The sequence below is a fragment of the Paracoccus sp. IB05 genome (genome assembly GCF_016405985.1).
Lineage (GTDB): Bacteria > Pseudomonadota > Alphaproteobacteria > Rhodobacterales > Rhodobacteraceae > Pseudogemmobacter.
On sequence record NZ_JAEFCF010000005.1, the window covers coordinates 1 to 20,357 of the forward strand.

Here is a 20,357-nt window from a genome sequence, read left to right on the forward strand (position 1 = left end):
TTGCCCCCGGTGGCTCTGACCCGAACTACATGGGCAATGCTATCGCTGACGCGGGTATGATCCTCGCGGATGCGTGGGCGAAGCGTACTGACGCCCAGAAGCTCCAACGCTCTAACGAGCGGATCAAAGAGCTTCAAACCAAGCTCGATCATCAAACCCTCCGGCCCAAGGTCGGTGGGGTCTATGCCCAGCGGGAAATGTCGCCTATGCTGCCTGCAGCAAATGGGGGCAGTAATGGTCAAAATGCTTCGTCAGTACCTCCTTCTGGTGGTTCTGCTCGCATTCCTGATGGGGATAATGCTTGGTTTGGGCGGGGTCTAAGCACTAAAAGTGCTTTAGACGACCGTCGAAAGGTCGATAATCAAGATATCAAGACTCATCCCGGGGTCATGGTTCTTGATAACCCCAATCTCCCCTTTGATATCTACGTCCCGACGCTTGATGGGGATGAGGCTCTCACCTTCAATGAGTTGCCGGGGCTTCTGGCTGCCGGCGCTGCCACCGCTGGCGTTCACGCCGTTCGTGGTGCGAGGGGTATGTATAACCTCTTCGCTGATCCTCACTCCGGCAAGCGGCCTAAAATGGCTGGTGGGCGCGTAAAGTCGCCCAAGAAAAACAGCGCTGGTAAGCGCCCGTTCCAACCATGAAGCGCTGCAAGAAATGCGCTGAACGCCGCGCTGCTTTGAAGCTGGCGGCGAAAAAATTCATCATCAAAATCAAGCCTAAAAGGAACGTCAAATGACGACCTATCAAAACGCGCGCAACACGCGCCGCGAGAGCATCACTAATCTTGGCCGCTTCCGTGGGGGCATGCTCTCTCCGGTCGCGTTCACTGCCGTTCGCCCGTCCGAAGGTGGTATGCTTTCACAGCAGATCACCTATGAGCTGGATCCGATCGCCGGTCGCATGGTCACGCCCATGTATGCGGAACTCACAGTTGTATTCGTCCCTGTTCAGGCGATGGATGCGCTGAAAAACCCTGACGCAGATTACCCTGGACTGACTGAGGTCGTGCGCGAAAAATACCTCTCGGGCAATCCGCTGTTCGTGCTTGAAAACGAGAATGAAATCTCTAAGCGCTGCCGGATCAATCCCCGGTCCATCGGCGGTGTAAAAAAGGTTTCCGAGACTATCCGGCTCGGCCATAACGCCGCCGTCAACTTCCTGCGCACCCGCAAGTATGTGAAGGCGACAAAGCTTCTGGCGTCCTCTACCGCGAGCACCCCTGCCCTGATCAGCCGCACGTCTCTGGAAATGCTCAACGGCGTTCTTGATCCTGACGACCGGATCAATGGCGAAGTTCAGTTGGCGCTGCCGACTGTTCAGCTTCCGGTCTATGGTATTGGCACCAATGCCAACCCGTCTGGTGCGGGTGCCTTGGCTCCCGCTATCAAGGAAAGCAACAGCAAAGTCAGGGACTATGCGAAGGGGTACAGTACCGCTGTTACGGGTAACGGCGTTCATATCAATGTGACGCCGAGCGGTCATCCGCATGTCTTCGCGCAGCTTGACGCTGTTGCCGCTGGCGGCTTGTCCCTCACCGATCTGTACAACGCAGAAAAGAAAGACAGCCTCGTTCGTATTCTGCGCCAGATCGTTGACGAAAATTCCGAGTATGGCGAGGAAATGGCTGTGCGCTATGCGCATGGTATGTCTGTTGACCCGGGAAGGAACCCGTTCATCCTCTCGGAACAGCGCGTCCAGTTCGGGCGTAACCTTGTCGGCGCTTCCGATACTACCGGCGTTCAGGAAAATGTCCGGCGCTCTGACATGGCTGCATCCATCAATGTGATGGTGCCTGTTCCCAAAACCGAGCTCGGCGGCGTGATCATGACTTTCGCCTCGCTCAAGCCCGACGAAACGCTTGCGGCGCAACCTCACCCCTTCCTCTCGGATAACTGGGGCGTTGATAACTTCCTCGCTGACGAACTGGCGCTTGATCCTGTTCCGGTCACTATCCGCGATCTTTCCAGCAATCCGCCAAACGCTGCCGCTGAAAGTACACGCGTCATGTACACGGGCCACAATGCCTTGAAACAGACCTATGTCAGCTACGGCCTGAGCCGCCAGCTTGACCCTACCACGGTCGAAAACAAGACCGCTATCTGGCAACTGGAAATCCCTCTCTCGGTCACGCCGGATAACATCCTGTATCCGGCTGACCTGCCCCATTACCCCTTCGCTGACCAGCTTGCAGAGGTCTGCACGTTTACCATTGCGTCAAACATGACGCTTGGCACTCCGATGATCCTTGGGCCGACGCCGGTGGAAACCCTTGCAATCATCGACAGCGATAACCTGTTCGGAGACGACGAATGACCAATATTCACCGCAAGGCCGTATTCCTGTCCGCTGCTGGCGGTCGCATCGACTTCGTTCATGACGAAAGCGGGGAGCTTCTGGCTTCGGTCGCAATTCCCCCAGGGCGAATTGATGCTGCCCCCTATCTCGATATCGAGATCGAGGGCGCTACCGCTGAAATCATCGACGTGGCTGTCGTCAATCCGCGCTCCGCTTACGGCGCGGTCGAGTATGGCGAAGGCTCCTTCGACACGGCGGCTAACCCGGAGTTCCAGCCTACCCCCGCCTCTGCTCTTGAGGCCGACATGCGGCATATGATGCGCAAGCTGCAAGGCACTGAAAAGCGCCTTCAGGCCCGTATGGCGGCGCTTGATACGCTTGAGCGCATACCGGACAACCCGGAGCCGCTCATTGAGGCCCCTGCCCCGTCTCCTGAGCCTGCGCCGGTCCCTTCTCCGGCTCCTGCCGCTGAATGACTTCACGGCGCTATATCAAGCGCGTCTGGCGCGTCCCGAAGGATCGGGGCGCGTTAGAGTACTTCGCCACGCTTGTGGTCAAGGCGCTTGTGAAACACGGCTGGCCCGCCAGGTGGAAACCCTGCGGTGATCCAGAGGCTGACGGCTGGTTAGATGGCTTCGTCATTTACGAACAAGGCAAGGATACGGGCGATCTGCCGCCCGACTTCCAGAACGCAACAGAAATCGCTGTCCGCATCGTCGCCCGCACATATCGGGTCGACGTGACGCAACATTACAACTGGGTCGGTCTCAACCGCCCCTATGTCGTCACCACAAGCGGACACTTCAAAGAGGAAAAGTGAACGATGTTCACGCACGGTTCTGCAAAAACTCCCGTTCGGGAGGCTGTCCTTCACTGCGCTGCGATCAAGACCGGCCAATTCAAGGGAATGAGGGCCTTTCAGGTCTTTGCCACTATCAATCAGTGGCATATCAAGCGCGGCTTTAAACACGGCTTTGGTTATCATGGCCTGTTCATGCCCGATGGTGATTTCGCTTGGGGTCGCCCTTATTCCATGGTCGGCGCTCACACATTGGGCCGGAACACCGGCACTCTCGGCTTTCTCATGATCGAAAGCCGCGAAATTACCCACATAGGTGAGTTCTCCGACTGGTTTACCGAGGATCAGCGCGAGGCTGTGAAATATTGCCTCTCGAAAATCCCCGGCCTTCAAAAGGTCTCGGGTCACAATGACCACGCCGCGCGGCTCTGCCCCGGCTTCAAGGTCAAATCGTCTGACTGGCTCTGATGATTTTGGGCGCGAGCTGACCGTTATTCCTGTGGAACATAACGGTCAGCTAGCGACCATTTAAGCCCTCGCCGCCCTATCTCAGATGGGCGGCGGGGCGTCTGCATACCCCTTGTTCCTGTATGCACTTAACGAGACTAAATAGGACTACCCCGCCATGTGCACCCGCCCCCCGGAAATGAATGGCCACACTTTTTCGTGCCGGTCCTGTAATGACTGCCTCGACACGCGGCGGCGTCAATGGATCGCCCGCGCGCTGGCCGAAAAAACAGATCACACTCACACCCTCTGGGTCGACCTGACCTATTCCGAGGATACGCAGGAAGGCCGCGATGCGGCTCAGATGTTCTGTTACTATGACGTCAAGATGTTCGTTGACCGGCTCCGGTCTGCTGCGCGGCGCTATGCCAAGCGCCACAAGCTGAACATCGTTCCTTATGTCCGCTTCCTTGTCGCTGGCGAACAGGGCGACCAAGAGGGGCGCTGCCATTGGCACTGCATCCTCTACACAAACTTTGACGTCCTCAAGATCGGCGAATTTCAAGCGCTGCGCGACGGAAGGCGCCAGATCGTCACTGACCGTAAAGACATGCTCACTGTCTTTGGCGGTCGAAAAATCCGCCTCAACTGGTCACTCTGGCCTGCCGGGTTCTCCTGCCTCCATGAGGTAGATCAGGGCGGGGCGTCCTATGTGCTCTCGTATGTAAATAAAGACCAGTTCACCGCTGAAAAGTCCGAAGGGACTATGCGGGAAAGCAAGTCAGAAAACTTCGCTACTGGTCTCTTCCGCATGAGCAAGCGCCCCGGCATCGGGGAAAACTTCCTCATGCGCAAATTCGAAGCTCTCGAAGCCTCCGGCTCGGTGCTTCCCTCTCTCAATATCAAGATCCCGGGTCTGAAGGGCTATTGGCACCCCTCCGGCCTTTGGCGGAAGAAAATCCTCTGGTGCCTTCTTGCTCTTAACACCCGCGCCCGTTGGGCGACTGGCTGCGATGCTGCCCAGTGGTCCTCTCTCCTTCGCAGCTGCGAAGATAACCAACCTGATTTGGACATTCTCCATGGCAAAATCGACGAAACGGAAAACCCAGAAAACCCAGACTACGAATGCCCGGTCGGCAACGCCCGCAAGCGCGCCGCGTGGAACGCCGCAGAGCGCCCCCAAACCGCAACCCATGATGACCGCCGCTGCTCATGCTATGGCTGCCTCTCGGCGGCAACAGACGCCGATCTCGAAAGATGGGGCATCTTCCACCTTGTCGCGGGCAAGGGCTGCTCAGGCCAATTCTGGCGTGACGCCGACTGGCCCCACGGCTCCCCCCTCCCCGAGGAAGCCGCCTGTATCCTCTGGGCCTATTCGTCATAATCCTGTCCTCACCCCTCCTAAGCCGGAACGTCTTATCCGCCGTCCCGGTCGGATCGCAGGCGTTCACTACGCCGGGGCTGACAGAAAACGGTGGGACAAAAACCCCCCGGAGGCGGAGCCGAAGGGGGGTGTGGGGGTTCGGGGGAAAGGGGGGCTTGTCCCCCTGTCCCCTGAGACGTCTGCCAAGGTGCCTGACGCTTCCAAGTTGCACGAGCCTGCGAGTTCACCCACGGTGCGCGACGATAAACTAGAACGCTGCAAGGCCCGGCCAGACGACAACCGCCCGAAGGGCGGCGGCTCTGGAAAGAGCCGAGACTTCATCCCATGGTGTAAGTAACTCCTAGGCAAATCCGCCAGGACAAAAACCCCGGAAATTCCGCCAATCACAGGGCTGGGGATTTCCGGGGTTTTTCGTTTCAAGGGGGACTCCCTTTCGCTGTCAATCTTTTCTGCTTGACAACATATTGTGTACCGTCCTAATCCTTGTGTTGCGCCTGCTAACGTCTTGATAATGTTGCATTATCGGATGTTATGTTCGTTTCAACCAAATCACCATCTGCGGCCGCCGGTTGACGTCACAGAAGCGACCAGCTGCCGCCTGTAACATCCCCGCTAAAACTGGCTCGTGACATTCAGGAAGAAGCCGGTCCGGGGCGCATCGATCTTCCGCAGGTCATCATCGACTTTGCCCCAGAGGTATCCGCCCCCTACCCGCATATTGTCACCAAACAGCCGGTAGACGCCCAGCAGCGCGCCCGTTTCGGTGGTATCCGAGCGCGGAGCATAAAGGCTGCGGACCTCGGCCATCACATCCCAGTTGTGAACGACGTGGTAATCAACCCGCAGGACAGCCAGATGCGCCTCGCTTGAGGTGAAGTCACTTGTTCCACGCCCGGCGCTGTCGCGCAGCCGATAGCCGTATTTGCCGCCCAGGGTCCAAAGCGGATCGACCTGCCAGCTAACAGCCGCATTCAGAATATGGCTCTTTTGCTTCGGTCCATTGACGTCACCGTCGATATTGACCTGATCGGCACCCGGCAGGTCATAAAGATAGGTATAGCTGACCAGCGCATTCAGCTCGTCATTCCCGACCGGACGCCATGCATATCCAAGGCGGGTCTCGATGTAACGGCCATCGCGGAACGAGGACTGGTCGCTTTCCGAGATCACCGCGTCGACCGAGGAGACAAAGCGCCAGTCCTGGCTGACCTTGGTTTCATAGAAGCCCGAAATCAGCCATGTATCGCGGTCAAGTTCATTGCCCGGACGATCCGACCGCTCGCGCCGCCATTCGCCGCGCAGGCCCGCCGACATTACCTCTGCTTCGCTGTAGCGCACACCAAGCGATAGACCCTCACGCTTGAGGCTGCTGCCGTCGGTCTCACGCCCTTCGCCATATTGGATCATGCCGTCATAGCGCCAGCGCTGGTCGGGGGTATAGGTGACCCCATAGCCCGAGGTCAGTGCCGGCCTTGTGCCGAAAGCGCTGTAGTTGCTTTCGGTGGTATAGGCCCAATTGTCATTGACCTGCGAGCTGCTCCCGAAGACGAGGCTGCCCTTGTCACGCCCCGAAAAATCGCTGGCATCGAAGCGGCGCAGCGGATCAAGGCGGTAGCCGATTGTGGTGGTGGTATTGTCGTTAGGCCGGTAGCCGAACTCCAGCCGCCCTGCCCCGCCGAGGCTGCCGTCCGAAAGCTCGGCCGTCATCTCGGTCCGTTCAGAAAGCCGAAGCGTGCTGCCGATCCCGACCCGGTCATTGCTGCGCCGGGTCGGGTCATGCGACAATGTCGCCTGACCGAAGCCCCAGACCGAAAGATCGGCATCACGCTGCCATGTCACACGGACTGCGGCATCGGCCCGCCTGCCGAAATCCTGCGGCGATCCGCTTTCGTCGCGGCGATCATGGGCCAGCTCACCTTCGACCTTCCACTGCGCGTTGATGCGATGGGCAAAGCCGATCCGGGCCTTTTCTTCACGATCACCATCGTCGCGCTTCAACCCTTCGCCACCAAAGGTCAGATCGGTGCTTGCGTTCAGCGCCACGGTACCGGACAGGCCCCAGGCATCCTGATCATATTCGAAATCGGCATCCGGCGACGAGAACCCCGCATCCTTGTGATCGAAGAAGGCCGCCAGTTCGCCGTCCAGCCCTGCAAAGCTCAGATCGGTCTTGCCCCCGATCCGCCAGGATGCCGCATCCAGTCCGGGCAGGCCATAGCTGGGGTTCGACGGCTCCAGGTCCAGACCACCGTTCAGCGAGAAACTGGAGCCGAAGCCAGGTCCCTCACTGGCAGCATATTCCAGCAGCAGCTCCCGGTCTTGCCCGCCCCGCAACAGGATGTCGACTCCGGCCAGCGTATTGTCGGCAATGCCTGTGGTTTCACGCAGGGCAGAAGCGCCAAGCCGGATGCTGTTGTTGATCCAGCCTTCGCTGCGGGCACCGGCAGTATAACCGTCGATATCGCCGGTGGTCGGCACATATTCGTATTGTGCCACCAGATTGATATCATAGTCACCCAGTGGGTTGTTCTGGATCAGCCCGTCGCCGCCGGTGCTGGATGACAGCGGCCCGTTCAGGATGATCACCCCCTGCACCGAATTGATGCGGTAATCGGTCCCTTCTGTCAGGCGGCGGGTTTCAACCACCAGCCCGGTGGTCCGTGAGACCACCTGGACAAAGACGCTTTCGCTGTCGGACAGGATATCCTGACGCGACAGGAAATAGGCGCTGCCACCGGTCGCACGCATCACGTCGCGCTGCATCAGACTGTCGGCCTGCGCGGCAAAACCGGTGACGCGCAGCTTCGTCTCACCGCGTGAAGTGACATCAAGATCGCGGTATTCCCCGGACAGACCATAGAGTGCCCGGTCGGTGCGGACGGTCAGCCCGGTGCTTTCGCGGGGTTTGAAATCGCCCCACTGCAAGTGGCTGCCGTCCCGCTCGGCCCGCAGGAAGAACTTGCCCGAACTGGGAGCCAGCTCGGTCATGACGGAATCGTCACCGAAGGTGTTGAACACATCCTCGGACTTCATTTCCCGCAGCGTCTGATCGGGGTTCTTGCGGCCGAAATTGCTGAAGAGGTCACGCAGCTCATCTTCCTGCGTATCGACCGAGGCGGTGATCCGGGTGCCATTGGCCAATGTGCCCTGAGCAAATCCGGCAATGCGGCCCATCTTCCAGGTGCCCTCATTATCGTCGCCGACCGTAAGGTCGATAATGCCGGTCGCAAACCACTCTGACTTTTCGATGGTGACCGAGCGGTCCATTCTGCGGCCATCGATGGCAATCGCAACGCCATGGGTGCCGGGCGGCAGGATGCGCTGGACCACGAAATTGCCCGACGGGTCGACCGGGATCCTTTCCCCCAGCACCTGCACCAACTGACCAGCGGGCGCATGACCCGAAACAGTGATGGCACCGCCCCGCACGGGAATGCTGCGACGGGCGGTCATGTCATCGCCCTCGGCTGCAGCCGTGACCGGACCGTCCAGATCGGCGGCAGCACTCCGGGCCGTGCGGTTCAGCACCAGACTGCGCGTCTCATCCCGCCGGCCGCCGGCATCGATGACGCGCAGGAAATAGAGATATTCGCCCTTGCTCCGGTCTGCATCGGCAGCCGGCATCCGCCAGTCAGCGGTGCCATTGGCGCCGATCGGCACCAGCGCCAGTTCGCGGCCACGGCGGTCCGTGACCACCACCTCTGCACGTTCAACCCAGCCCGGATAGTTGGAAGAGGCCCTGAAAGTCACAACCTCTCCCGCAGCATAGCCCTGCCGCAGGTCGCCAGTGGCAACAGCCAGCCGGGGGCGTGCCCCAAGTCCATCATAGCTCAGATCCACACCGGCAAGGTCAAGCAGCCGGTCGATCTCGCGCAGCCTGTCAGGACGGGCCGGAGCCCCTGCGATGGTGCGCCTTGCGGCCCCCTCGCCCGCCGTCACCCCGTCGATGGAGATCGAGAAGCCGATCTCTCCCAGCGGGGCGGCGGGCGCGTCCGAGACATTGGGCTGGACCGGCCGGCTGACGGTGGTGCCGGCGTTGTAATGCAGGCAGTCACCCTCATAGACCGGACCTTCGGCGCGGCAGTTATCCGCCATAACGGGCATGCCGAGGCCAAGCACCGAGACAGTCACCCCCCCCGCAAGAAGGGCTTTCAGCGTTGCAGAAGAACGTTTGACAGGTTTCATTGTGCCACTCCTGCCCGCTCGACGACGGTCTCAATGTTCAGCTTGTACTTCCCGCTGTCCCGCCAGAGCGCATGTATAGCGCGCTCGACCCGGCGCAGACGTTGTTTTGCGTCTGCATCAGACTCGCTGCCCGCCAGCACATAGCTGATGCGCAGCATCGTGACGGTCTCGCGGATCTCGCCCACCATCTTCTGCAGGCCTGCGTGCAACGCTGGTTTCAGATCACCGTTGGCTTCGAAGGCATTGGCCGAAAGGTCGACCCGTACCAGCCGCGCCAAAGTTGCCCCGAAATCAAGGCGCGTGATCATGCCTTGGGTCAGCCGCACAACGCGCGGGTTCTCTGTCGTCAGGCGATAGCCTGCCGGCAGGGTCCGTTCATCCAGCTTCAGCATGTAGTTTGAACCGAAGGTCTGCGGCAGGGCGGCGCAGGGCACGTTGAAGCGGCCATGCTCGTCAGTGACGATCGCCACACCATTCGGCGCAATCAGGCGGATATTGGGCAGGCCGCGTTCTTCTGCGGATTTGCTCATATGACCGTTCTGGTCGGTATCATCGAACACCCGGCCCAGCACTGTGGCGCATTGCATCACCGCATCGGCAAGCACCCGGATCGTCGCCGTCGCCTCCTTGGCAATCTCGCCTCCGGTGGTGCTGTTCACGAGCCGCGCCCGGTTGGTATGGGCCCCCGGCTTGACCGAAGAGCCGATCAGCACGTTCAGCGTCAGCTGCCGCGTCTGGCCCGGATCAAGCCTGACACCGTCCAGCGTCACGTTCCGGCCCGAAACCGAGGGCGTGACCGCGACACCGTCCAGCCGTGCCGAACCCTCGCGGTAGAGGAAGCCCGCAGGAAGCTGGTCGATGATCCGCGCCGTCAGCGGCACATTCTCGGCTGCGCTGGTGATGCGGATGGTATAGGGCACCACATCACCGACCATTGCTGTATCAACACCGGCCAGTTTCTCCAGACCGAAGCCGCCCCGACCCAGATCCGGAACCGCCGGGGTCGAAGAATTGGCACTCACATGCACTCCTGCATCCGAGCTGCCGGTGGCATCACCGCTCAGCACGACCTGCCCGCGATCCACATCGGCTGCAGTCAGGGTATATGCCGCATTGCTGCATTCAAGGAAGGCACGCTCCCCTGGTTGCAGATTGATCGGCACACAGACCAACCCGGGCAGATTGAGCGAGAGTGAGGCCGGATCCATGGTGACACCATTCAGTGCCACGGTTCCGGTATTGATCACCTCGAAGCGGTAGATCACCTGATCCCCCTGCCCCATCATGCCGTCGCCATTCACGTCACGCAGTTCACCCACGGTGATGTTCAGTTCCAGCTCTGGGTAGCCGAGTTCGACCAGCGCGCTGGCCGGATCCGAAGGTACGGTGACCGCAGGCCCCCCGGCAGGCTGCCAGGTACCGCTTGCCGTCGCGGTGTTCTCACGCTTGGCGGCACGAATGTCGTCAAGCGTGATGGCATAGGTCCCGGTGATGGCGACACTGTCGCCCGGCGCAATACTGGCGACCGGATTTCCGGTCAGCACCAGGCCCGGCAGCGGATCACTCACTGTCACATTCGTCAGCGTGACGTTGCCGGTATTGGTCAGGGTGAAGGTATAGATGATTTCCTCACCGACCTGGGCCGAGGCCGAGATCCCGGAAGCATCGGCGGTCTTCTCCAATTTCAGACCGCTGCTGCGCACCGGCGAGATCCGCGTCGGGTCATTCGCCCCCGCGGTGGTGCCCGAGATGTCCTTCACCAGCACAGGGATCCCCGAGCCATCGACATAATTGCCGACCGCTTCAGCCTGATTGGTGATCGCCTCGCCGCTGTCGATATCAGCCTGCGTCAGCGCATAGACGGCGGTAAAGCTGGTGGCATCGGTCTGACCAGGCGCGAGGCTTGCGATCGGTCCGCCACTGATCTGCAGACCCGGCATCGGATCGTTCAGAACGATACCGGTCAGCGTCACATCACCGATATTGGTGATGGCAAATCTGTAGTGCAGCAGATCACCGGGCCGGGGTGGTGTTCCAAGCGCCGAGGCGTCGACGGTCTTCACCAGATCGATCAATGGCGTCCGCGTCAGCGGGGTGACCGTGGGATCATCGTCAGTGACCGTGGTGCCGGACTTGTCGGTCACCACAACCGGCGTTCCTGTGCCGTTGTCAAAAGTACCCGAAGCAATCGCCTGGTTCTCGATCGAGCCGACATCAAGGTCAGACTGCTTGACGGTATAGACCGCCGAGAAGCTGGTGCTGTCGCTCTGGCCGGGCAGCAGGCTGATCGGGCCGCCCGATACCGTAGCCCCTGCAAGGGTTTCGGTCAGGGTGATGCCGGTCAGCGGAACGTTGCCGGTATTGGTGACGGTGAACACCCAGCGGACCGGATCGCCCAGCTTCAGGCCGGCCGGATCAACTGAGGGATCCAGCGCCTTGACCAATGCGATGGCAGGCACACCCGAAACCGGAGTCACCGTCGGCTCGTCCAGACCTTTGTCGGTCATGGAAGAGGACGTCACCGTACCGGGGCTGCCGGGCGGACCATAGTCACCGCTGGCAAGCGCACGGTTGGTGACGTTGCCGGCCGTGATGTCTTCGGCCGTAATCGCATAGCCTGCCGGTCCGACCGTAACGATATCGCCGGGCGCCATGATGCCGATGGTGAAGCTGCCCGGCGTCAGGCCCGTCAGCGGATCCGCCACTTCGACGTCACGCAGAGTGACATTACCCGTATTGGTGACAGTGAAGCTGTAGAGGATCTGCTGGCCGACCACGGCCGGATCAGACAGCGCCGTCGCATCAGCACGCTTCACCAGTTCGATCTGCGGATCCTGCGGAACCGGAACGATGGTCTTTCCAGGTGTTCCCTCGCTCGGGCCCGAAGGCTCGTCGACAGGATCTGGACCGAAGGTACCGCTTGCAAGGGCCTGGTTCTCGACCTGACCTGCATCGATATCATCCTGGGTGATCTGATAGGTCGCGGTGCGCGTCTCGATTGCGCCCGGGGCCATGTCGCCAAGGGTGAAGGCGGCAGGGGTCATTCCCGGCAGCGGGTCGGCGATGGAAACCCCCTCGATCAGGACGTTGCCGGTGTTCTTGACCGTGAAAGTATAGGTGATCGTCTCACCCACCACCGCCGGTGTCGAGATAGCGGAGGAGGCCGTCTTCACGAAGCTGAGTTCAGGAAGCTGATCGATCGGAACCACGACGGTATTCGAGGTTCCCGGCACATTGGTCACTGCATTGGTACCAGGATCCGTGAAAATCGCGTCAACCGTGGCGGTATTGACCACTTCGCCGGCCTCGATCTCATGTTGGCGGAGCGGATAGGTTGCGGTCAGGGTCACGGCATTGATTGCCCCCGGCTCAAGCACTGCGATGAGCCGCCCACCCGGCGTGAAATCCAGTCCCGGCAGGGGATCAGTCAGCTCGACCGCCGTCAGTGTCACATTGCCGGTATTGGTCACCAGGAAGCTGTAGGTGATCAGATCACCCGGCTGCGGCGGCACCGAAAGTGCGGGAACAGCTGATTTCACCACAGAAATGCCGGTCTGTTGGGTCAGCGGCAGAACCGTCGGGTCATCCGTCCCGAGGCTTGTGCCGGAATCGTCGCTGACCGTCTGCGGTACGCCCGAACCGTCAACACTCCAGGTCCCCGTCGCCGTGGCCTGATTGGTGAGCGAACCAAGGTTCACATCCGCCTGGGTCAGCACATAGGTTGCACTCAGGGAAGTGCCGTCGGTGGCGCCCGGCTCAAGGACGGGCAGGCTGCCGGCCAGCAAGATCCCGGTCAGGGGATCATCGATGGTCACATCCGTCAGAGTGACGTTGCCGGTATTTGTGACGGCAAAGTCATAGTGAACCACGTCACCGGCCATGGGCGGAGTGGACAGAAGCGAATTCGCGGTATCGATCACCTTGACCAGATCGATGGACGGAGCCGGCGTCAGCGGCGTGATGACGGTGTCATCATCCGAGATCGTCGTCGGCGTGCTGCCCCATTCGCCCTCGGCCTCGGCGGTATTTTCATACAAACCGCGGTTGATGTCGGCCTGCGTCAGATCATAGCCGCCGACATCGGTCAGGACCCTGGAGTCGCCCGGGTTCAGAGTGAAGGGTGCGATCGCCGCATCGAAGGTCACGCCAAGGTCGGTCAGCGTGATATGGCTCAGGATCACGTTGCCGGTGTTGGTCACCGTGAAGCTGTAGCGGATCTCATCCCCGGGAACCGGAGCATTCACATCTGCAAAGCCCGAAATGCTGCCGGTCTTGACCAGCTCAATCCCCGGCACTTGCGGGATGACCAGCGTGGTATCCTCATCGGTGCCGGTGGTATTGCCGGATTCGTCGGTGACAGTGCCACCACCCGCCGGATCCGTACCCCAGTCACCGCTGGCCTCGGCGCGGTTATCCAGGTTGCCGCGTTCGATATCGGCCTGGGTCAGCGTATAGGTGGCAGTGAAGGTCGCGCTATCCGCCTCACCCGGATCAAGGTCGATCGGCCCGCCCGAAACCACCGCGCCGATCAGCAGTTCGTCCACGGAAACATTTGTCAGCGTGACATTGCCGGTATTGGTGACGGTGAAGCCATAGGTGACGACCTCACCTTCCTGAGCCGGAGAGGACAGGGTTGAGGTGATGGTCTTGACCAGATCGATTGCGGCCTCCTGCGTGAGCGGGACGGTCACCGGATCCGAATCCACTTCGGGGATCGTCAGATCGCCGCCGGTCGCGCGGTCGAAGTAATCACCTTCGGCGCTGGCCTGGTTGTCGACGCGGCCAAAGTCGATATCGGTCTGGGTCACATCATAGGTTGCGGTCAGGATAACGGCATTGGCCGCGCCAGGCTCAAGCGAAGCAACTACATTGCCTGCCGTCCAGACCAGACCGGGCAGCGGGTCAGTAACCGTCACATCTGTCAGCGTCACATTGCCGGTATTGGTCAGCGTGAAGCTGTAGACGATCTGATCTCCCACCTCGGACGGGTTCTGCACGCCGGTATCGTCAGCGCTCTTGACCAAGGTCAGACCCGGAGCCGGATCATAGGTCAGGTCAACGGAAGCCTGGTCATCGACGTCCAGATCTGTTCCGGCCGGCCCGGTTCCGACAGCCGTCACTTCTGCATCATTGGTGAAGATGCCGGCATCTACATCCGCCTGCGTCAGCGTATAGCTGGCAGTGAATGTGGTGCTGTCAACGCCCCCGGCAGCCAGCGGCGTGGTGCGCGATCCCGTGATCGACACATCGTCAAGCTCGGTCAGGACGATATCGCGAAGTTCGACGTTGCCGGTATTGGTGATGGTGAAGCTGTAGGTGACGATGTCACCCGCCATGACCGGATCAGTCGGGGCAGTCGTGATGGCTTTCGTCAGGCTGATCGAGGGGCTGCGCACAAGACTGACCACGGTCGGGTCGTCATTGGTCAGCTCGGTTCCGGAATCGTCGGTAACGACAGTTCCGTTCGGATCCGTACCCGTCGCAACAGCAGTGTTTTCCAGTCCACCGTTTTCAAGATCGGAAACCTTCAGAACATAGGTCCCCGGGAACGACATTGATGCACCCGGCGGTATGCTCAGGAAACCAAGAATTCCCGTATCGATCACCACATCAGGCAGGTCATCGGTCAGCGTAAGCTGGTTCAGCGTGACGTTGCCCGTGTTCTGGATCGTGAAGAGGAACTCGATCTCGTCACCCGGCATCAGCACGCCGGTCACATCGGTGATGAGCTCCTTCTTCAGCGCAATCGCAGGCGCCGGGTTGAGCGGCGTGACGGTTGGATCCTCATTCGGATCCGAAGGGTCATTGCCCGAGGGCGTATCCGGGAACGGATTGCCCGAATCCGGGACCGTACCCGCCACCTCGACCTGGTTCTCGACCTCGCCCGCATCGATCTCGACCTGACTCAGGGTATGGGTCGCCGTTGCGGTCGTGCTTTCGCCCGGCGCAAGCCGCGACTTGGCCGGAGGCGAGACGGTGGTATTGGCCAGAGGCTCGGAGATGGAGTCGATCACCAGACTGGTATTGCCGATATTCTCGATCGTGATCGTCCAGGTGACGGTATCCCTTTCAAAGGGCTCGGCCGGGACGGTCGTGGCCACCTTGGTGACCCGCATCAGAGCGTTCTGGAAGAGAGGCTCGACGATATCGTTGGAATTTGCTGAAATCGGTTGACGGCTCGGAAGATAGTCGCCGTCAACGGTGGCCCTATTGGTCACGCTGCCCGCGTCGATATCCACCTGGGTTACGGCATATTCCGCATAGACCACAGCCTGATTGCCCGACTGTCCGAACGGCGCCAGCGAACCGATGGTGAAAGCACCCGCAGGCGATTCCTCGATGCCCGGCAGCGCATCGGTCAGAACCAGGTTGTTCAGCTGGGTATTGCCCGTATTGGTGACGGTAAAGCTGTAGCGGATGGTGTCGCCGGCCACGGTCGGATCCTGGACACCACTGGTGACCAGCGCCTTCACTACGGTCAGACCCGGCTCGGCCAAAGCCGTGACCGTTTCGGTGTCGTCGTCAGTGACGGTCAGATCGCCGGAACCATCCTCGCCCCATTTTCCGGTGGCGGTGGCGGTATTCTCGATCAGACCGCTGTCGATATCGCTTTGCTTGAGCGTATAGGTCGCGATGAAGGCACCCACCGGACTGGTGGTACCTGCCGCCAGCTGGGCCACGGGCGTATAACTGGTCCAGACCAGATCCACCATCGGGTCAGCGACCGTGACATTCAGCAGCGGCGTATTACCGGTGTTCGCTACCGAGAAAGTATAGGTGATCACATCGCCCGGCACCGGAGGGTCTGACAGCTGCGAAATGTTGGCGGTCTTTGTCAGCTCTATCTCTGGCGCGAAGTTCAGAACCACCTCGGTCGGCGTGTCCAGGCCCCAGGTCGGCGTCGTCCCATCGTTGGAGGCATCGCTCAGGCGGGGATCGGTCGCTCCCTGAAGGCCAGAGAACTGGCCGTCGGCCTGCAAGGCTGCTGTATTGGGCAGCGTCATGCTGGAACCGGGACGCGGCACTGGCGGATTGACCAGCACTGTAACCTTGACCAAGGCCGTGCTCTGCGGCGCGATAGTCCCGCCGGAAATCACATCGTTACCACTCCCGTTGAAAGCCGAATTCAAAGTCAGGTCGCTGGCCGTGCTTAGCGAGCTAACAGCAAACGACCCGGGGGCAGGTAACGCACCGCTGAATGTGCCAAAGAGCGGGTCCAGCGTGTCACGCAGCCGGACATTGGTAATCGGCTCCTGACTGTTGTTCTGCAGTCTGAAGGTATACTCAATTGAGTAGGTGCCATCGACCCGCAGCACGGGCGCGGTCGCCGATTTGGACAGCGCAAGCCCCGGAACCGGGATCAGGCTGAAATCCTTGGTCACAGCCGGCGCAGCGGTGGTCGCCGTAATGCCCAGGATCGATTGTGTGCCGCTTGCCGTACCTCCGCCAACGCCGGCCGGATAGGCCGAACCGGCTGTAAAGGTCCCGCCGGTGGGGATGGTATAGCTGACCTGATAGGCAACACCCGGGGGCAGCAGCGCAAAAACGTAATTCCCGGCTGCATCGGTGGTTGTCGTGCGGGTAACCGAATCACCCAGCAGGTCTGTGCCGGTCAGCAGGACCGAAACCCCGGACACGCCGCTGTCCTGCGGAAGGTCGCGGATCTGGTTGAAGTCAAAATCGCGCCAGACCGTGCCAGAAACTTGCGTCGTCACGATGTCGATCGTGCCGGTTGCAGTATTGTTGCTCTCGTCGTCGAAAGACAGCGTCGAAACCGTTGCGCTATTGCTGAAGATTTGCGGCGAACTGGTCACGGCAGTCACCCGGACGGGCACCCTGATCGAGATCGAGCTGCCAGCCGGCATGTCGGGAAGGATGCAGATCACGTCACGGCCACCGACCTGGCCGTCGCAATTGCCCAGCGACGGAACAGGAGCACCCGTCAGCTCCATATGCGCCGGCAGCTGATCGACCAGCTCAACGTCTTCGGCAAGGCCGATACCCGCGCCGGCGACGTTGCTGACGACGATATCCCAGTCGAACCCTTCAAGCAGATCTGCCTCAGGCGCGGAAGCGGTCTTGCTGACCCGCAAATCGGCCCGTTCATAGACCGAGGTGGTTTCATTCACCACGTTATTGGCCTGCGGATCATAGGCGGCCTCGGCTGATGTGACCCGGGCACTGTTCGTCCAACGACCGCGGGTCACGCCGGTCATCTCGACCTCCAGGATGAGCGACTGGTTGACCGCGAGGTGCTCTGCGGAACAGACGATGCTCCCCCCGATAGCGTTCAGCGCAGCCCCGGACGTCAGATTGCATGCCATGCCACTCGTCATCGGCCGCACAGCTACAAGCTGCATGCCTGCGGTCGGCAGAGTGTCTGTCATCACAACCGAGAAGGCTTCGGACGGACCGGCATTGATTGCCGTAACCGTATAGACGGTATTCCCGCCCAGTTCGAGCGGGTCGGTACTGTCGATCTTGTTGATGATCAGATCGAGCGCCGGAGCCAAAATCTGATGGCTGATCGCATCCGAATTGTTGGTGGAATCTATCTCCGGCGTAGTGGTGGAGACACTGACGGAATTGGTTATCGCGGAGCCCGTCAGTGCGGTCGAGGGCACCGTCACCACGGTCACCGAATGCTGGCTGCCGTTCTGAATGGTGCCCAGATTGCAGACAACGCTGGAGCCCGCGGTCGTCAATCCGCCGGACAGTCCGCTCACTGCACCGCAGCTACCCTGGCTGGGCACTACGCTGACAATGCGCAGACCCGCCGGAAGGCTGTCGGTGACCGTCACATTCTCGGCATCTGACAGGCCGTTGGCCGGAACAATGGCTGCAATGGTATAGATCAGCTGCTGGCCCGCAGGCAGCGAGGCGCCTTCGTCGTGTGAAGCTGACTTCTCGACCACCACATCGGTCCGGGGCGTCACGGCATAGGGAGCCGTGGCCGAGTTGTTGGTATAGTCGGGGTCAGGGGTCACCGTCGAATAGGTTTCGGCGGTGTTGCTCTTGTTGCCTGTGCCACCGGCAAGCACGGTAAGTTCGATGAACGGACAGTCGACCCCCGGCGAACAGATGGGAAGCGTTGCGATCTCGCAGCGCAAATCGCTGTAGAAGGCCGCGCCACGCGTGACCGAACAGACCGCGCCACCGGTCGCATTGTCGATCACGGTCGCGGTGGTGGAAGCGTCGGCAAAGTAAAGATCGGCAAGACGGTCGGTGACCACAACGCTCTCGGCTGCCGAATTGCCGGGATTGATGATTTCAATGCGGAAACTGACCGGATCGCCCGAGACATAGGGGCCGGTGCTGGTGACGGTCTTTTCGATCCGCAGATCCGAGATCTGCGGCCCCTCGCCCGAACCCACGCCAGTGGAGGTCGTGTTGTTCGAGAGATCACGGTCGTCGAATTCCTGCCCCGAATAACCAACGGTCAGACCGTTCGTCAGATTGCCCTCCTCCAGAACCGTGGTGCGAATATTCAGCTGCGGCGTCTGACCACCGACGGGCAGGCCGGTGGTGGCATAATCGTCGGTATAGCAGGTGATATCCGCCGGCCCGGCCACGGGCGGCGTCACATTGCAGGTCCAGTTTGATCCGGCAGGAACAACAACATCATCGAGCCGCAGGCCAGCCGGAAGGTGATCGGTAAAGATCAGCCGGCCTTTAAAAGGCACGTTGCCCGTGTTCTGGGTCCAGATGGGCCAGTCGTACTGATTGCCGACTGTTACCAGCGCATGGGGCGGGCTACCCTTATGGGCGACCAGATCAAACATCGGCACAGCGATATCTGCACCGCCGTCAGATGCGGAATTGTTGGTCGTCAGCACATCGGTCGGCGACGTGATCTCTGCAGTGTTGACCACCGGACCACTGGCGGCGGTATCGGTGGCTGCAATTGCAGTGATGGTGATCGGCGCGCTGTAATCGGCACCGGAGGGGCTGGCGGCGCTGTAGCTGCAGCTGACGGCATTCCCGACTGGCGAAGGACAGGTCCAGCCGGCGCCAGCTGCATTGACACCTGTAATGATATAGTTCGAAGGCACAATATCGCTGATCTGAGCTTCAAGCGGCGCGCCGCCAGCAAAGCCCGGGGTCAGCGTGAAAGTCACGGGACTACCGGTAAAGATCAGCCCAGAAGGCGAACGGCTCTTGCTAAGCGAGACGTCGGTTCCCGGCTGCACGGCAATGCTGACACTGTCCGCATCATTGCTGAGATTGGGATCCAGCGGCGATGTGCCTGTAACCGAGCCCGCCATCGCGATATTTGACGCATTGTCGGTCGTGACCTGAGTGGTGAAATCCAGCGTGATCGCGTCACCGGCCGCAATCGGTCCCGGCACCGTGCAGTTGATCATTCCTGCGACAATCGAGCAGCCCGCAGGCAGGCTGACATTGGAAGAAAGCCCGCTCGGCAGTGTCAGGGAGAAGGTCGCTCCGTCCGAAGTATCTGGGCCTTCGTTGGTGATGGTGGCCGTCAGTGTCACATTATCGCCAGCCTGAACCTGGGCGGGAGCGTCAAGCTCGAGCGAAAGATCGGCGCCCCTGACAACGGTGGTGCCCTGATCGACGTTAACGGCGGCGTTAACGATCGTACCAGTGAAACTCAAAGTTCCCGAACCAGTGGTGCGAACCAGCACGTGACCGGTCAGCTGCTCGCGCGGCGCAAGCGAAGGAACATCGCAGGTAACAGCTGCCGGGCCGGTCAGCTCGGGTGCGGGCGTGCAATTCTGCAGTCCGCCGCTAACGCCGACATATACGCCTCCGGTCGGAATAGCGAAGGTAATCGTATCAGCAGCTTCACGGACATTCCCGCCATTCTGGATCCGCACAGCATATTGGATCGTGCCGCCAGCCGGGATAGGGTCATAACCGGTATCGGTGATATTGAGAGTAAGCCCGTTCGCACTGGCCAGGCCCGCAGAGAAACCCAGAGCGACAAAAGCGGTCCCCAGAATCGAGGTTACCTTGCGCATCATCACCGAACTCCATCCTGACAGGCAGAGAACGCGCGCATGAACTTACTCCGTCCAAAAACGGGGTGGCAGACCGTAAATTCGGATGGCCGCGTCACTGCTCGCGTTCGCCTAATTGGTGTGCAAAAAAGCGGTTCCACGGCTGGACAACAAGGAGAGCTGGCAAAATATTGCCAAAATATTCAGCAACTTCATGATCACAGAAGCTGGAGGCGGAATGCACCAGCTCGCGACACGCCATAATTTTTATTCAATAAAC

The 20,357-nt window shown here is 60.4% G+C and carries 8 protein-coding genes; 6 read left to right on the plus strand and 2 right to left on the minus strand.

Features of this window, described 5'->3' with window-relative positions:
• From JC607_RS04665 to JC607_RS04690, 6 genes are all read left to right on the plus strand, one after another.
• The coding region (locus JC607_RS04665) for a hypothetical protein (protein ID WP_233092665.1) at nucleotides 1-647 on the plus strand (647 nt) is incomplete at its 5' end.
• A 91-nt stretch (nucleotides 648-738) separates the two neighbouring features.
• The gene (locus JC607_RS04670) at nucleotides 739-2,319 is read left to right on the plus strand and encodes a hypothetical protein (protein WP_198835791.1); all 1,581 of its coding nucleotides are present in this window, start codon (nucleotides 739-741) and stop codon (nucleotides 2,317-2,319) included.
• Complete coding sequence (locus JC607_RS04675) at nucleotides 2,316-2,777, plus strand: hypothetical protein (protein ID WP_198835792.1); 462 nt, start codon at nucleotides 2,316-2,318, stop codon at nucleotides 2,775-2,777. The genes JC607_RS04670 and JC607_RS04675 overlap by 4 nt, the downstream gene beginning before the upstream one ends.
• Nucleotides 2,774-3,121: a hypothetical protein gene (locus tag JC607_RS04680; protein ID WP_198835793.1), complete on the plus strand. Its 348-nt coding sequence runs from the start codon at nucleotides 2,774-2,776 to the stop codon at nucleotides 3,119-3,121. Before JC607_RS04675 ends, JC607_RS04680 begins: the two co-directional genes overlap by 4 nt.
• Nucleotides 3,122-3,124: 3 nt before the next feature.
• Nucleotides 3,125-3,568 (plus strand): N-acetylmuramoyl-L-alanine amidase, encoded by a 444-nt coding sequence (locus JC607_RS04685; protein ID WP_198835794.1) that lies wholly within the window; start codon nucleotides 3,125-3,127, stop codon nucleotides 3,566-3,568.
• Nucleotides 3,569-3,725: 157 nt separating this feature from the next.
• Nucleotides 3,726-4,931, plus strand: coding sequence for a hypothetical protein (locus tag JC607_RS04690; RefSeq protein ID WP_198835795.1), 1,206 nt, complete (start codon nucleotides 3,726-3,728; stop codon nucleotides 4,929-4,931).
• Nucleotides 4,932-5,543: 612 nt separating this feature from the next.
• On the opposite strand, the gene JC607_RS04695 is transcribed toward JC607_RS04690, so the two are convergent.
• Both JC607_RS04695 and JC607_RS04700 read right to left on the minus strand, forming a co-directional pair.
• A complete protein-coding gene (locus JC607_RS04695; protein ID WP_198835796.1) occupies nucleotides 5,544-9,116 on the minus strand; it encodes a hypothetical protein in 3,573 nt (1,190 codons plus the stop codon).
• Entirely contained in the window at nucleotides 9,113-20,101 is a 10,989-nt protein-coding gene (locus tag JC607_RS04700) for an SdrD B-like domain-containing protein (protein WP_198835797.1), read from the minus strand. The genes JC607_RS04695 and JC607_RS04700 overlap by 4 nt, the downstream gene beginning before the upstream one ends.
• Nucleotides 20,102-20,357 lie beyond the last annotated feature (256 nt).

Bases quoted from the DNA above. Each gene is read 5' to 3' on its own strand.
- JC607_RS04670 (WP_198835791.1), top strand. From the start codon at position 739: ATGACGACCTATCAAAACGCGCGCAACACGCGCCGCGAGAGCATCACT.
- JC607_RS04675 (WP_198835792.1), top strand. From the start codon at position 2,316: ATGACCAATATTCACCGCAAGGCCGTATTCCTGTCCGCTGCTGGCGGT.
- JC607_RS04680 (WP_198835793.1), top strand. From the start codon at position 2,774: ATGACTTCACGGCGCTATATCAAGCGCGTCTGGCGCGTCCCGAAGGAT.
- JC607_RS04685 (WP_198835794.1), top strand. From the start codon at position 3,125: ATGTTCACGCACGGTTCTGCAAAAACTCCCGTTCGGGAGGCTGTCCTT.
- JC607_RS04690 (WP_198835795.1), top strand. From the start codon at position 3,726: ATGTGCACCCGCCCCCCGGAAATGAATGGCCACACTTTTTCGTGCCGG.
- JC607_RS04695 (WP_198835796.1), bottom strand. From the start codon at position 9,116: ATGAAACCTGTCAAACGTTCTTCTGCAACGCTGAAAGCCCTTCTTGCG.
- JC607_RS04700 (WP_198835797.1), bottom strand. From the start codon at position 20,101: ATGATGCGCAAGGTAACCTCGATTCTGGGGACCGCTTTTGTCGCTCTG.